Here is a 13,864-nt window from a genome sequence, read left to right as displayed (position 1 = left end):
AGCGGACTGTCTGACACATTAATGCTGAATGTGCCGACCCTATCGCGAGCAGGCTCGCTCCCACAGGGGGACGGTGATACATGTTGATCCACATCAAACACTGGGCTCCTGAGTAGCGGCACAATGCTGGCACCTTGCCAATACTGTTTCCGCTATCAGAGAAGACCTCCATGGGTGCCTGGCTTAGCAACATCTCGCTGAAATACAAATTCTGGGCGGTCAATGCGGTCGCCTTCTTCACGACGCTGTTGCTGGTGTTGTACGCCGTACAGCTCGAACAACAGGCTCGCAGTCATGCCGCGCAGGCAAGCGCTCAGGCGCAGGCGCGATTGCTCGGCGCGTGGCCACCCGGCCAACCGCTGCCCAAGGCCGACAACCTGCTGACCTTCGGTCGCGGGCAAGCGCCGTTGCTGAACGATCAGCCGCTACTGGAACTGACGGATAGCCACGGCTGGGTCGAGATCAACTCAATGCCGCTGTTCGGCGATAACCCGTTAATGGGTGCCGAGGTGTTCACGCGTCCTGACGGCCAGCACGTCGCGGTGATCGCCTTTGGCCCGAGCCTGAGCCAAATCTTCAATGAGCGCTTCGCCGCCTACGCAGTGGCCGTTTTTCTTCTGATGCTGGCAATGCTGGGCGCTTCGCAATTGTTGATCCGCTTCCTGCTGAGTCAGCTCAACACCTTGAAAGACGTGATGCTCCACGTCGAGAAAACCGGCGACCTGTCCGCCCGTGTACCGCTGGCCTGCAAGGATGAAGTCGGGCAGATGGCCAACGCCTTCAACGCGATGCAGGCCGGCTACCAGCGGGTGGTCAACACTGTCGCCAACACTGCGCGGCAACTGGATATCGGCGCCGCACGCCTGGCTTCGAGCATGAACGAAGTGCGCCAGGGCATGCTCGGCCAGCAAAGCGAAACCGATCAGGCGGCCACGGCGATCAATGAAATGACCGCCACCGTTTATCACATCGCCCAACACGCTGGCGCCACCCGCGACCTCTCGCAAACGGCAGACACGCTGGCGGGCAGTGGGCAGCAGGTGGTCAGTCGGGTGCAGAAGTCGATTGCCGGGTTGTCCAGCGGTGTGCAGCAGACGGCCGAAATGATTCAGCGCCTGGCCGAGGACAGTCAGAAAATCAACGGCGTGGTCAGCGTGATTCACAGCATTGCCGAGCAAACCAATTTGCTGGCCCTGAATGCGGCCATCGAAGCGGCACGTGCCGGTGAAATGGGTCGAGGCTTTGCGGTCGTCGCCGATGAAGTGCGCAATCTGGCCAAACGTGTACAGACCTCCACCGACGAGATCACCCTGATGGTGTCCGCCTTGCAGGCTGGGACTCGAGACGCGGTGGACTTCATGCAGGACAGCTCATTCAAGGCCGACGACTGCGTAAAACAGGCTCAAGAGGCCGGTACCGCGCTGGCAGAGATTACCGGCGCCGTGGCGCAGATGCGTGAAAGCAATACGCAAATTGCGGTGGCTGCCGAAGAGCAAAGCCAGGTGGCGGAAGAGATGAATCGGGCGGTGGTGAGTATTCGCGATGTGACAGAAAATACCGTGCAGCAAACCATCAACTCAGCGACGACCAGTCATGAGCTGGCTACGCTGGCCGGGGAGTTGAGTAAGGCAATCGGGCAGCTCAAGCTCTGAGGGCCCCATCGCGAGCAAGTCGAATCGTCGCACCGCCGCTCCCACATTTAATCGCATTCACCTGTAAGAACTAGGTCCACCTATAGGAGCTGACTTGCCAGCGAAGGCGGCCTGTCAGCCGACCAATCTCCCTCAGATGTACACCGTCCAATTGTGGGAGCGAGCCGGCTCCGGGCGGCGTTCCGACGAAGGCGTCAGCCCGGTCAACATCAATCCCGACCTATCACTCCAATAGCCAACCTCGATTCGCCGCCCGCCCTCACCCCGCCTATTCTTCAATCATAAGATCAACCCGGATTGAGGAGTTTCAACATGGGCAAACGTCACCCCAACCTACCCGCCTGGCAATGGCGAGCGTACCCGAGCAATCATCAGCACCCGACCAACCTGGTGCTGCACCTGATAGCCGTGCCGCTGTTCATCGTCGCGTTTCTGCTGATTGTTTCCGGGGTGTTCAGCCTGAGCCTGGTGAACATCGCCATCGGTGTGGTCGGCCTGCTCGCTGCGCTGGGTCTGCAACGTCACGGTCACAGCCTGGAGGTGCAAGCCTCCGAGCCGTTCAGTGATCGCAAAGATGCGGTGTCACGCTTGCTGGTCGAGCAGTTCCTGACGTTCCCACGGTTTTTCCTGAGCGGCGGCTGGTGGCGCGCCTGGCGTGAGCGCCACCGTCGGCACTGATCAGGCGAAAATCGTTACCGTCTGCCGGCTGATGGCGATCAGCTGTCCGTCCGCGCTCCACAATTTCGCGGCCGCATGACCGTAGCCGTCTGCCGCATGCTCGGTTTCCACCCGGTATTTGCACCAGTCCAGCGTGCTTAACTCCAGCAACGGCTGGACGAATTCGATAGTCCAGGTCAGCGTGCTGCCCATCGCCGTTTTTTTCAGGTGCGGTAACAAGGACGGCGGCCAGGCGTCCACCAGCGCGAGGATATGCGACTCGGTGACGACCTCTTCCTTCACGTCCCCGCGCAAACGCACCCAACCGCCCATCTCGCGAGAGTTGTTGCCGGTAAACGGCATGCCACCGACAGCCCAACGCATCGCCAGATGCTGCATGAATTCCGGAATCACACCCGGGATGAAGGGCAACTCCTGGCACTCGTCCCAGTGCTTCATGTCGGGTGCTGGCTCGGCCATCACCGACACCTCAGAGGGGCGTGACGCACCGAAGCTTCCCTGGATCAACGTCACCACTTGTCCTTTCTGCATTGCCCGGCCCAGCACCTGGCTGACGGCTTTGCCTTCGCGCAACACATCGACTTCAAAGCTGACAGGTACTTCAGGCTCGACCGGTCCGACAAAGGTGATCGCCAGCGAACGCACCGGCCGGTCTGCCGGGACTTTTGCGCGCATGGCTTCGTATTGCAACGCCGCCACCAGGCCACCGAAACTGGCACGTCCCTGCGCCCATCCCGCCGGAATAGACAGCTCCAGCGGTTGCCGGCGGACGGCGTCGAGCAAATCGCAAAAACGCATGAAAACCTCAGAGACGGGAAAAAGTAGAGGGAGATCTTAACCAGCCAGCGACGTCGACACAGCACTTATTCCGGCCAAAAGCACTGACAGAAGAGCCGCGTCTGGTCGTGGAATACGAATCTTCATCCAACACCAACCCCATGTGGGAGCGAGCCTGCTCGCGAATGCGATGTGCCAGCCTACAGAGATGTCGACTGATACGACGCCTTCGCGAGCAGGCTCGCTCCCACAATTTGATCTGTGGTGATTTCAGGATTTGAAGCAAGTGGCGCTGAGTTTGTCGAGAACGCGGTCAGCGCGGCTTTCGGCATCGGCCAACGTGGTTTTCCAGACGGCGACACAAGGCAATAAATCTGGCTCTTCAACAGCTCTGGCCAGCCATTGCCAACTGTCGTGCCAATCACCCAAAGCGCCCTGAGCCGCTTTCAATCGGGCCAGGGCCGCCTTCGGCAAACGGTCCAGTTCGGGATAGGCTTCGATGCCATAGCGCACACGCTTGATCAACAGGCGCAAACGGTGACGGTCGTGGGCCGGATCGTGCAGTGCAACATCCAGTTTCTTCCACTGTTTGCCCAGGCGTTTTTCAATACGCTTTCGCAAGCCCTTGAGCAACCCCTGACGTTGGGAGGCGCGCAAGAAACGCGGAAAGGCATCGAAGATCATCATCAACTGCGCCAGCTCAGGACTCGCCGCCACCGCCGGATACGCCTGCGCCATCTGCGCCATGCGCCAATGTGCGGCTTCGGGCTGACCGTGCTCAAGCAAATACGCCGCCAGCACTTCGCGATCACGCAACGGCGTGGTCAGCTCGCCGACCCGGGCCGCCGCCACTTCGACCTGCTCGACGCCGGGCAGGCCGCGCAAGGGTCGCAACAGACTGCGCAAACGGCGAACCGTGGTGCGCAGCTCGTGCAATGCTTCAGGGTCAGTGCGGGCACTCAAACGTGCCTGACAGGCCAACAAGCGGACTTCAAGGCCCAGAACATGAGCCACCAACCGATCAACCAAATCAGACATTGCTTGCTCCCAGAATCGAGTGTCCCCTATTGATTACATCCTGCTTCAACGGCCGGCACGAGACTCACGAATATAGAAGCGCGCTTTCTCGGCCTTGCTGGTACAGCCTTCGTAAGCTTCGAATTGTTGCTGGGTCTTGGCGCCGGTCAGCAACGACAAGGCCTTGGAGTAGCTGACAGTCCCGGCGAAACCTTCGGCCTTGGCCAAGTCTAGCTCACGCCACGCGGCGTCAATCTGGCTACCGCAGCTCTCGCGGTAGGCCGTTTTGCCGGCACAACCGGCGAGCGCCAGAGCAATCAAAGGTACGCAAATCCAGGCTTTCATCAATACCACCTCAAGTTAGGTCAACAGTTGTGCAGGTAAGACGGCCCGGTAGGTGAAAAGTGCCTTGGCCGCACTAAGCAAAATCACTATAGCGTGCGCAAGAATAGCCATCTGCCGCCATGGAGTGTCGAAAAAACGACGCACCCGGCCCATCGAGCGAACTTGGCGATTGAAGCACGCCCCTCGATGGGTGCATTGTTGAACCTTGTCAGACGAGGGCGATTCATGAAAAAGCGTGTCGCACTGGTACTGGGCTCAGGTGGAGCCCGAGGTTATGCCCATATCGGTGTCATTGAAGAGCTCGAACGGCGTGGCTACGACATCGCCTGCATCGCCGGCTGTTCCATGGGGGCGGTGGTCGGCGGGATTTATGCCGCCGGCAAACTCGACGAGTATCGCGATTGGATCGAGAGCCTGGATTACCTCGATGTGTTGCGTCTGGTGGACGTCAGCTTTCGGCTTGGCGCCATTCGCGGTGAAAAGGTTTTCGGGCAGATCCGCAAGATCGTCGGCGAGATCAATATTGAAGACCTGCGCATTCCCTACACGGCCGTGGCCACGGACCTGACCAACCAGCAGGAAATCTGGTTCCAGGAAGGTTGCCTGCACCAGGCCATGCGCGCCTCGGCGGCGATCCCCAGCCTCTTCACTCCGGTGATGCAAGGCAACCGGATGTTGGTGGATGGCGGCATCCTCAACCCTTTGCCGATCGTGCCGGTGGTGTCGAGTCACTGCGACCTGATCATCGCGGTCAACCTTAACTCTACCAACCAGCGCCACTATCAAATGCCGGTTATCCAGCGCCCGGCGGCCTTCAAGAGCCGTTTCGACAACTTGATCAATTCACTGGGTTCGAAGATGCCGTTCCGACGCAATCAGGCGGAAAAATTGCTACTGCTGGAAAAGGAAGCATTGATGGCGGAAGCGGCCGAAATCAACCCTTGGGTCGAATCTGCCGACCCCGAAGCCCAGCAACCGGCCGCCGCCCCTGAACGTGATGGAGCGCCGAAGTCGGCCACGGGATCATTCATCATCGATAACGTTGGGCCGGCGTCTTTGCTGGACCTGATCAACCAGAGTTTCGAGGTGATGCAAACCTCGTTGGCGCAGTACAAGATCGCCGGGTATCCACCGGATATTTTGATCAACGTGCCAAAGCGGGTGTGCCGGTTTTTCGAGTTCTACAAGGCACCTGAGTTGATCGCGCTGGGTCGGGAGATTGCGCGGGATACGTTGGATCGGTATGAGAATGAGCGGGAGTCCTGAAGTTCTCGAGTGAATCGAAAGGCCTCTTCGCGAGCAGGCTCGCTCCCACAATGGATTTGTGTACGCCGTCCACTGTGGGAGTGAGCCTGCTCGCGATGAGGCCGGAACAGTCAGCAAAAAACTAAAGGCTTACTTCACTCAACAACCGATACCCAACCCCCGCCTCGGTCACGATAAACCGAGGCTGAGTCGGATCATCCGCCAGTTTCTGACGCAAATGCCCCACCACAATCCGCAGGTAATGACTGTCCTCGGTATGGGTCGGCCCCCAGATATCCTTGAGCAGTTGCTGCTGGGTAATGACCCGCCCCGGATGCCGCGCCAGTTGCGCCAGCACCGCGTACTCCTTGCGCGTCAGAGCCACTTCGACGCCATCGAGCAGCACCCGCCGATACGCCAGGTCCACGGTCAACGGGCCGAACGTCAGCGCCGCCTGCTGAGCTTCCCCCATTGGCGCCTGCCGCAACAAGGCGCGCACCCGCGCCAGAAACTCCTGAATGCCAAAGGGCTTGGTCACGTAGTCATTGGCGCCGCCATCCAGTGCTTCGACTTTCTGCCCTTCGCTCGCGCGCACCGACAGCACCAGCACCGGCACCGTCGACCATTCGCGAAACTCGCGCAGCACTTGCTGGCCGTCCATGTCGGGTAAACCGAGGTCGAGCACCAGCAAATCCGGTTTGTTCAGCGCTGCTTGCGCGAGGCCTTCGGTGCCGGTGCCGGCCTCCAGCACTTTGTAGCCTTGGGAGACCAGGCTGATGCGCAGGAATTTGCGGATTTGCGGTTCGTCGTCGATGACCAAAACGGTCGCGGTCTGGCTCATGATTTCTGATCGCGGCATGGAAAGATCCAAAGGGTATCAGGCTTCACTTTCAAAGACAGGTTGCTCCTGCAGGGGTAAGTGAAGAGTGATGCAGGTCCCATGCCCTTCAATGCCGTCGGCGACGCTGATCCGCCCGCCGTGCGCACCGACCATGCCCTGGCAAATCGCCAACCCCAGTCCGGTGCCCTGCCCGCCCCGATCACCGCGCGCGGCGGTGTAGAACATGTCGAAAATCTTCGCCCGCTCCTCCTGCGGAATGCCTGGCCCTTCATCGCTCACCGAAAAAAACAGCTCGCGGTCATCGGCCCCGGCGCACAATTGCAGCCGCCCATGAGCCGGTGAAAATCGCGCGGCGTTTTCCAGCACGTTGACCAGCGCCTGTTCGATCAGCGCCGCGTGGACAAACAGCAGCGGTAACTCCGACGGCACATCAGTGCTGACCTGCAACGGCGCCAACACGGCGCGCAGTCGGTTGAGTGAACTGCCAACAATGTCGGCCGGCGACACCCAATCACGCGCCAGCTTCAACGCGCCGTGGCCCAGGCGGGTCATGTCCAACAGGTTCTGGATGTAGCGATCCAGGCGCTCGGCTTCGTCACGAGTACCTTCGAGCAACTCGCGGCGATCCTCCAGCGGGATGGCTTCACCGAGGGCCAACAGGCTGTCGATGCTGCCGCGCATCGACGTCAGCGGTGTGCGCAAGTCATGGGACACCGAGGCTAACAGCGCGCTGCGCAGTTGCTCGGTTTCACCGTGCAGTCGCGCCGCTTCAAGGTCTTCGGCCAGTTGTGCACGGGCCAGCGCCTGGGCCAGCGGCTGGCTCAACGCGGTCAACAGACGCCGACGCTGGCCGCTTAACGTCTGGCCTTCTTTAGCGCACACGCCGAGCAATGCCAGTGGCCCGTCTTCCACCGATAACGGCCACCACCACCAACGCCCCAACGGCAGCGTATCGGTGCCCGCGCCGGCGGGTTGATCGTGTTGCCAGGCCCAATCGGCGGCCGCACGTTCGGCTTCGGAAAACTCCAGCGGGCCGCCGGTTTCGACCTTCCAGCCACCCTGCCCGTCTTGATTGAGCAGGCACAGTTGCAAGTCACTCCAGCCATTGAGGTGCTGGGCGGCGGCACTGACCACGGCTTGACGGTCGGTGGCTGCTGTCAGTTTGCGCGACAGGTCGAGCAGTTCGCTGGTCTCTTCCTGAGTGTCACGTAGCGCCTGTAACTGCCGCCTTTGCCGGGCCGCGAGGTTGCCGGTGAGTGCCGCCATCAGCAGGAAGAACAGCAGGGTCAGCACGTCTTCTTCGCGCTGGATGGCGAAGGAAAAATTCGGCGGAATGAACAGGAAGTCATAGGTCAGAAACGACAGCGCCGCACAGGCCAGTGCCGGGCCAAGACTGCTGCGTACCGCCACCAGCAACACGGCGGCGAGGAACACCAACGAGATGTTGGGCAGCGGCAAAATACTCGCCACGCCCCAGGCCAAGGCACTGGCCAACACCGTCGCCACTGCCGCCAGCGCGTAATCGAACCACACCAGCGACTGTGTCGAACGCTGGCGCGGTTGATGCGGCAGGTGATCGCTGTCGAGGACGTTGATTTCCAGCCCGCGCGCATCACGCAGCAGGCGTGATGCCAAGCCACCGCCGAACAAGCGCCGACGCAGACGCTGCCGGGACTGGCCAACCAGCACAAGACTGGCGCGGCGTTCGGCGGCGTGCTGGATCAGTGTTTTCGCCACTTCGCCAGCGCGCAACAACACCACTTCGCCACCGAGGCGTTCGGCCAATTGTTGGGCACTTTGCAGGCGCAGGCGCGATTGCTCGTCACGCACGCTGCCGTTATCGACATGCACCAGGCTCCAGGGCAAATGCCGACGCTGGGCGACGCGACTGGCGTGACGCACCAGACGCTCGGCATGAGCATCGCCATCGACACCGACCAGCAGGCGACCGCGCACCGCTGGCGCCGCTTGACCGAGTTGGCGATAACCCTGGGCCAGGTCATTGTCGACTTGAGCGGCGGCGGTTTGCATCGCCATCTCGCGCAGGGCGGTCAGATTGGTCTGGGTGAAAAACGCGTCGATGGCCGCCCGCGCCTGCTCCGGCACGTAGACCTTGCCGTCGCGTAAACGCTCTAGCAGTTCGCGCGGTGGCAGGTCGATCAGCAGCAGTTCGTAGGCTTCTTGCAGCACCCAGTCCGGCAGGGTTTCCCGAACCTGCACACCGGTGATGCCGCGCACTTGATCATTGAGACTTTCCAGGTGCTGGACGTTGACCGTGGTGAAGACGTCGATGCCGGCGGCGAGCAATTCCTGGATGTCTTGCCAGCGCTTGGCGTGGCGACTGCCGGGGGCGTTGCTGTGGGCCAGTTCGTCCACCAGCACCAGTTTCGGTTTGGCTGCCAGCAAGCCGTCGAGGTCCATTTCTTCGAGCATCACGCCACGGTATTCCGAGCGCACCAATGGCTGTTGCGGCAAGCCACCGAGCAGCGCTTCGGTTTCGGCGCGGCCATGGGTTTCGACCACACCGGCGATGACTTTCACGCCCTGGCGCAGTTGAGTGTGAGCGGCTTGCAACATGGCGTAGGTTTTACCGACACCGGGCGCTGCGCCGAGGAAAACCTTGAGCCGGCCACGACCATCGCGGGGCAGGTCTGCTAACAGCGCGTCGGCGCGGCCGGAGTCACTCATGCTGAAGCTCTCTTTTTTCAGGTGTTGATGTGGTGTCTGTGAGGCCGTCTTCGCGAGCAGGCTCGCTCCCACATTTTGGAATACATTCTCCTGTGGGAGCGAGCCTGCTCGCGATTGGTGGCACCATCGATCTACAGGTGTTCCAGCGCGATATTCAGCGCCAGCACATTCACCACCGGCGGTCCCACCAACGGCTGCTCAATGTGTGCATCCAGCAATTGCTGAAGGGTCGCCACCGGCAGATTGCGCGCGGCGGCCACTCGCGCCAGTTGATAGGCAATCGCCGCCGGTGGCAAGTGCGGATCGAGCCCGCTGCCCGAGGTGGTCACCAGGGCAAGTGGCACTGGCCCTTGCCCCGGCACCAGCAATTTGTTGGCATCGTCGATTACCCGAGTGGCCAGCGCCGGGTTGCTCGGCGACAGGTTGCTCGCGCTGCTCGACACGGTGGCAAAAGCACCGGCCGATGGTCGTGGATGGAACCAGGCGTCACCGACGAAATCCTGGGCAATCAGCGACGAACCACGGACCTTGCCGTCGGCATCGCGCACCAGACTGCCATTGGCTTGATCCGGGAACGCGATCTGGGCGACACCGGTGACGACCAAGGGGTAGGCGACACCGGTGATCAGGGTCATCAGGACCAGCAGGCTCAAGGCCGGACGTATCATTGTGGACATTTCAAAATCCTCGAATTCAGTGAACAAGTCAGCGTTTACTCAGCTACGCCTTGGTGCATTCATCGCGAGCAAGCTTTGCTCCTACGGGTTGGCGTCGTACAAAGGCCTGGGGAGCACCTCAAACCCTGTAGGAGCAAGGCTTGCCCGCGATCGAGCGCGAAGCGCTCGCCAGGGTCAAACCAGATGCAGCGCCGTCAGCAGCATGTCGATCGCCTTGATGCCCACGAACGGCACCACAATCCCGCCCAATCCATAGATCAACAGATTGCGTCGCAGCAACGCCGCCGCGCTCGCGGCCTGTACTCGCACGCCGCGCAAGGCCAGTGGAATCAGCACCACGATAATCAAGGCGTTGAAGACGATGGCCGACAGAATCGCGCTCTGCGGACTGGTCAGGTGCATGACGTTCAGCACGCCCAGTTGCGGGTAGATCGAAGCGAAAAGCGCCGGCAAAATCGCGAAGTATTTGGCCACGTCGTTGGCGATGGAAAAGGTCGTCAACGCACCTCGCGTCACCAGCAATTCCTTGCCGATCTGCACCACGTCCAGCAGCTTGGTCGGGTCGCTGTCGAGGTCGACCATGTTCGCCGCTTCGCGCGCCGCTTGAGTTCCGTCGTTCATCGCCATGCCGACGTCCGCCTGGGCCAACGCCGGGGCGTCGTTGGCGCCGTCGCCGCACATGGCGACCAGGCGCCCGTCGTTTTGCTCGTGACGGATGCGCGCCAGTTTTTTCTCCGGTGTGGCTTCGGCCAGCACGTCATCGACGCCCGCTTCGGCGGCAATCGCGGCGGCGGTCAGCGGGTTGTCGCCGGTCACCATGACCGTGCGAATCCCCAGTTTGCGCAGCTCGGCGAAACGTTCACGGATGCCGGGTTTGACCACGTCCTTGAGGTGAATCACGCCGAGCAATTTGCCGTCGGCGCAGACCAGTAACGGGGTGCCGCCACTCTGAGCAATTTTGTCGATTTCCCGGGACAGCGGCGCGGCCAGGTCGGCGCGTTTCAGGCCGACGAAGGCCAGCAATGAATCCACCGCACCTTTGCGATACACGCGACCCTGGTAGTCGACACCGGACAGACGGGTTTCAGCGCTGAACGGTACCGCCGTCAGCAACTCGGTGGCGGGCTCAGGTTGTGGTTGAGTCCCACGCAGGTACTCGACGATGGATTTACCTTCAGCCGTGTCATCAGCCAGCGAGGCGAACAAGGCACCCTCGGCCAGTTCTCTGGCGGTGACGCCCGGTGCCGCATGAACTGCGGTGCAACGACGGTTACCGAAGGTGATGGTGCCAGTCTTGTCCAGCAGCAGAACATGCACGTCCCCCGCCGCTTCCACGGCTCGACCGGACTTGGCGATCACGTTCAACCGCACCAGACGGTCCATCCCGGCGATCCCGATGGCGGACAACAAACCGCCAATGGTGGTCGGAATCAACGTGACCAGTAACGCCACCAGGAACACCAGTGGCAGGCTGCCGTTGGCGAAGTGAGCGAACGGTTGCAAGGTGACGACCACCAGCAAAAAGATCAGGGTCAAGCCGATCAGCAGGATGTCGAGCGCGACTTCGTTCGGGGTTTTCTGGCGCTTGGCGCCTTCGACCAAGGCGATCATGCGGTCCAGTGTCGACTCGCCTGGGTTGGCAGTGATCTTCACCAGCAGCCAGTCGGAGACCAATCGCGTGTTGCCGGTGACGGCCGAACGGTCGCCCCCGGATTCACGAATCACCGGCGCGGATTCACCGGTAATCGCTGCTTCGTTGACTGCGGCGATCCCTTCAATCACCTCGCCATCACCGGGAATCATTTCCCCCGCTTCAACGCGAACCACATCGCCCTTACGCAGGGTGGTGGCCGGCACCAACTGGAAGGTGCCGCTGGTGGTTTGGCGACGGGCGCTCAAGCCTTCACTGCCAGCCTTGAGGCTGTCGGCGCGAGCCTTGCCGCGACCTTCGGCCAAGGCTTCGGCGAAGTTGGCGAACAGCACGGTGAACCACAGCCACAAAGCGATTTGCGCGGCGACAAAAGTCGGCACGGCGCTGTCGGGAATGAAGCACAGCACGGTGGTCAGGATGGCGGTCAGTTCGACCACCAGCATCACCGGCGCACGCTGCAATTGCCGAGGGTCGAGCTTGACGAAGGCTTGCACCAGCGCCGGGCGCCAGAGGGCCGAGATCGCGGTTTTCGGTTGTTCCGGCGCCTTGACGACGGCGGTTTTGGTTACGGGCATATTCATCATTGATTCCTCAGAAGCCCATGCTCAAGTGTTCAGCGATCGGACCCAGCGCCAGGGTTGGCAGGAAGGTCAAACCACCCACGAGCAAAATGGTCACGGTCAGCAAAGTCACAAACAGCGGGCCATGGGTCGGGAAACTGTTCTGGCCGATCGGTGCGGTTTTCTTCATCGCCAGGCTGCCGGCCAACGCCAGTACCGGGAGGATGTAACCGAAGCGACCGATCAACATGCCAAGCCCCAGCATCAGGTTGTGGAACGGCGTGTTTGCACTGAAGCCACCGAACGCAGAACCGTTGTTGGCACTGGCCGAGGTATAGGCGTAGAGCAGTTGGCTGAAGCCATGTGGTCCAGGGTTGCTGACTGACGCCACCGGCCCGGGCAGGACCGAAGCAATCGCGCCGAGCACCAGCACACCGACCGGCATCACCAGCAAGGTCATCACCAGCAATTGCACTTCTTTGGCTTGCAGCTTTTTGCCGAGGTATTCCGGCGTGCGGCCGATCATCAGGCCGGCGAGGAACACCGCGATCAACACGTTCAGCAGCATGCCGTAGAGCCCGGCACCGACGCCGCCGAAGATCACTTCGCCGACCATCATGTTGACCAGCGCGACCATGCCGCTCAGCGGGTTGAGGCTGTCATGCATGCCGTTGACCGAACCGTTGGACGCGGCCGTGGTGGTCACCGACCAGAGCACCGTGGCGGTGGTGCCGAAACGCGTTTCCTTGCCTTCCAGCGGCGCGGTCTGTTCAACAGCGATGTTGTTCAGCGCCGGGTTAGGTTGGTACTCGGCCCATAGCGACGTCGCGCCGCCAATCAGGAACAAGGCCAGCATGCAGGCGATGATCGCGCGGCTCTGACGCAGGTCTTTGACGTAGTGGCCGAAGGTGAACACCAGCGCGACCGGGATCAGGATGATCGAGCCTACTTCGAACAGGTTGCTCCACGCCGTCGGGTTCTCGAACGGGTGCGCCGAGTTGACGCCGAAGAAGCCGCCACCGTTGGTGCCCAGTTGCTTGATCGCAATCTGGCTGGCGGCCGGGCCGAGCGGGATCACCTGATCGACGCCCTGCATGGTCACGGCATTCACGTATTGGGCGAAGGTTTGTGGCACGCCCTGCCAGACCAGATACAGCGCCAGTAGCAGGCACAGCGGCAGCAAACCGTAGAGGGTGGCGCGGGTCATATCGACCCAGAAATTACCGAGGGTCTTGGTCGACTTGCGACCGATACCGCGACACAACGCAACCAATACCGCCAGGCCGGTGGCGGCGCTGACGAAGTTTTGCACGGTGAGGCCAGCCATCTGACTCAAGTAGCTCAGCGACGCCTCACCGCTATACGCCTGCCAGTTGGTGTTAGTCATGAAACTGATGGCGGTGTTGAATGCCAGTGTCCACTCCTGACCCGGCAGGTTTTGCGGGTTCAGCGGCAGGTGATCCTGGAACAACAGGATCGCGAACAACAGCAAGAAGCCCGCGAGGTTGAAGGCGAGCAAGGCCAGGGTGTATTTCTGCCAGCTCTGTTCGGCCAGCGGATCAACGCCGGCCACGCGATAACAGCCGCGTTCCACCGGCCCGAGGATCGGCGAAAGCCAAGTGCGCTGACCTTCCATCACCTTGTAGTAGAAACGACCCAGAAACGGTGCCGGAATCAGCACCAGGGCGAAGAAGGCGAGGATCAGCCAATAGTCATAACTGTGCATAGCCGCT

11 protein-coding genes are annotated in these 13,864 nt (G+C 61.2%); 3 read left to right on the top strand and 8 right to left on the bottom strand.

Translation table 11 applies throughout. The features are described from left to right. The first annotated feature begins 170 nt into the window (after positions 1 to 170). The gene (locus KGB06_RS20975; RefSeq protein WP_223519152.1) at positions 171 to 1,652 is read left to right on the top strand and encodes a methyl-accepting chemotaxis protein; all 1,482 of its coding nucleotides are present in this window, start codon (positions 171 to 173) and stop codon (positions 1,650 to 1,652) included. Between the two features lie 312 nt (positions 1,653 to 1,964). Continuing rightward, entirely contained in the window at positions 1,965 to 2,330 is a 366-nt protein-coding gene (locus KGB06_RS20970; protein WP_223519150.1) for an Mpo1-like protein, read from the top strand. Here the strand turns inward: KGB06_RS20970 and KGB06_RS20965 are convergent, their stop codons facing one another. The 3 genes from KGB06_RS20965 to KGB06_RS20955 form a co-directional block, all read right to left on the bottom strand. Continuing rightward, on the bottom strand, positions 2,331 to 3,128 hold the full coding sequence (locus KGB06_RS20965; RefSeq protein ID WP_223519148.1) for an acyl-CoA thioesterase: 798 nt from the start codon (positions 3,126 to 3,128) through the stop codon (positions 2,331 to 2,333). 249 nt (positions 3,129 to 3,377) lie between these two features. Further along, entirely contained in the window at positions 3,378 to 4,145 is a 768-nt protein-coding gene (locus tag KGB06_RS20960) for a CHAD domain-containing protein (RefSeq protein ID WP_223519146.1), read from the bottom strand. 45 nt (positions 4,146 to 4,190) lie between these two features. Next, on the bottom strand, positions 4,191 to 4,469 hold the full coding sequence (locus KGB06_RS20955) for a hypothetical protein (RefSeq protein WP_223519144.1): 279 nt from the start codon (positions 4,467 to 4,469) through the stop codon (positions 4,191 to 4,193). A 225-nt stretch (positions 4,470 to 4,694) separates the two neighbouring features. On the opposite strand from KGB06_RS20955, the gene KGB06_RS20950 reads away from it, so the two are divergent. Continuing rightward, entirely contained in the window at positions 4,695 to 5,735 is a 1,041-nt protein-coding gene (locus KGB06_RS20950; RefSeq protein WP_223519142.1) for a patatin-like phospholipase family protein, read from the top strand. A 121-nt stretch (positions 5,736 to 5,856) separates the two neighbouring features. Here KGB06_RS20950 and KGB06_RS20945 read toward each other — a convergent pair whose 3' ends face one another. The 5 genes from KGB06_RS20945 to kdpA all read right to left on the bottom strand — a co-directional run bounded on the left by KGB06_RS20945 (position 5,857) and on the right by kdpA (position 13,857). Then, positions 5,857 to 6,555 (bottom strand): response regulator, encoded by a 699-nt coding sequence (locus KGB06_RS20945; RefSeq protein ID WP_223519357.1) that lies wholly within the window; start codon positions 6,553 to 6,555, stop codon positions 5,857 to 5,859. Positions 6,556 to 6,591: 36 nt separating this feature from the next. Continuing rightward, complete coding sequence (locus KGB06_RS20940) at positions 6,592 to 9,243, bottom strand: sensor histidine kinase (RefSeq protein WP_223519140.1); 2,652 nt, start codon at positions 9,241 to 9,243, stop codon at positions 6,592 to 6,594. A gap of 131 nt (positions 9,244 to 9,374) precedes the next feature. Then, complete coding sequence (gene kdpC, locus KGB06_RS20935) at positions 9,375 to 9,920, bottom strand: potassium-transporting ATPase subunit KdpC (protein WP_223519138.1); 546 nt, start codon at positions 9,918 to 9,920, stop codon at positions 9,375 to 9,377. 174 nt (positions 9,921 to 10,094) lie between these two features. After that, positions 10,095 to 12,152 (bottom strand): potassium-transporting ATPase subunit KdpB, encoded by a 2,058-nt coding sequence (gene kdpB, locus KGB06_RS20930; RefSeq protein ID WP_223519136.1) that lies wholly within the window; start codon positions 12,150 to 12,152, stop codon positions 10,095 to 10,097. 10 nt (positions 12,153 to 12,162) lie between these two features. After that, the gene (kdpA, locus tag KGB06_RS20925; RefSeq protein ID WP_223519134.1) at positions 12,163 to 13,857 is read right to left on the bottom strand and encodes a potassium-transporting ATPase subunit KdpA; all 1,695 of its coding nucleotides are present in this window, start codon (positions 13,855 to 13,857) and stop codon (positions 12,163 to 12,165) included. Positions 13,858 to 13,864 lie beyond the last annotated feature (7 nt).

The organism is Pseudomonas sp. GL-B-19 (genome assembly GCF_019956415.1).
Lineage (GTDB): Bacteria > Pseudomonadota > Gammaproteobacteria > Pseudomonadales > Pseudomonadaceae > Aquipseudomonas.
The sequence above is the reverse complement of the archived record's forward strand: the minus strand, read 5'-3'. Positions and strand labels throughout refer to the sequence as shown.

What these genes read in the sequence shown, in the direction of transcription:
- KGB06_RS20940 (WP_223519140.1), bottom strand. Translation starts at nt 9,243, where the DNA reads ATGAGTGACTCCGGCCGCGCCGACGCGCTGTTAGCAGACCTGCCCCGC.
- kdpB (WP_223519136.1), bottom strand. Translation starts at nt 12,152, where the DNA reads ATGAATATGCCCGTAACCAAAACCGCCGTCGTCAAGGCGCCGGAACAA.
- KGB06_RS20960 (WP_223519146.1), bottom strand. Translation starts at nt 4,145, where the DNA reads ATGTCTGATTTGGTTGATCGGTTGGTGGCTCATGTTCTGGGCCTTGAA.
- KGB06_RS20965 (WP_223519148.1), bottom strand. Translation starts at nt 3,128, where the DNA reads ATGCGTTTTTGCGATTTGCTCGACGCCGTCCGCCGGCAACCGCTGGAG.
- kdpC (WP_223519138.1), bottom strand. Translation starts at nt 9,920, where the DNA reads ATGTCCACAATGATACGTCCGGCCTTGAGCCTGCTGGTCCTGATGACC.
- KGB06_RS20975 (WP_223519152.1), top strand. Translation starts at nt 171, where the DNA reads ATGGGTGCCTGGCTTAGCAACATCTCGCTGAAATACAAATTCTGGGCG.
- KGB06_RS20955 (WP_223519144.1), bottom strand. Translation starts at nt 4,469, where the DNA reads ATGAAAGCCTGGATTTGCGTACCTTTGATTGCTCTGGCGCTCGCCGGT.
- KGB06_RS20970 (WP_223519150.1), top strand. Translation starts at nt 1,965, where the DNA reads ATGGGCAAACGTCACCCCAACCTACCCGCCTGGCAATGGCGAGCGTAC.
- KGB06_RS20950 (WP_223519142.1), top strand. Translation starts at nt 4,695, where the DNA reads ATGAAAAAGCGTGTCGCACTGGTACTGGGCTCAGGTGGAGCCCGAGGT.
- kdpA (WP_223519134.1), bottom strand. Translation starts at nt 13,857, where the DNA reads ATGCACAGTTATGACTATTGGCTGATCCTCGCCTTCTTCGCCCTGGTG.
- KGB06_RS20945 (WP_223519357.1), bottom strand. Translation starts at nt 6,555, where the DNA reads ATGAGCCAGACCGCGACCGTTTTGGTCATCGACGACGAACCGCAAATC.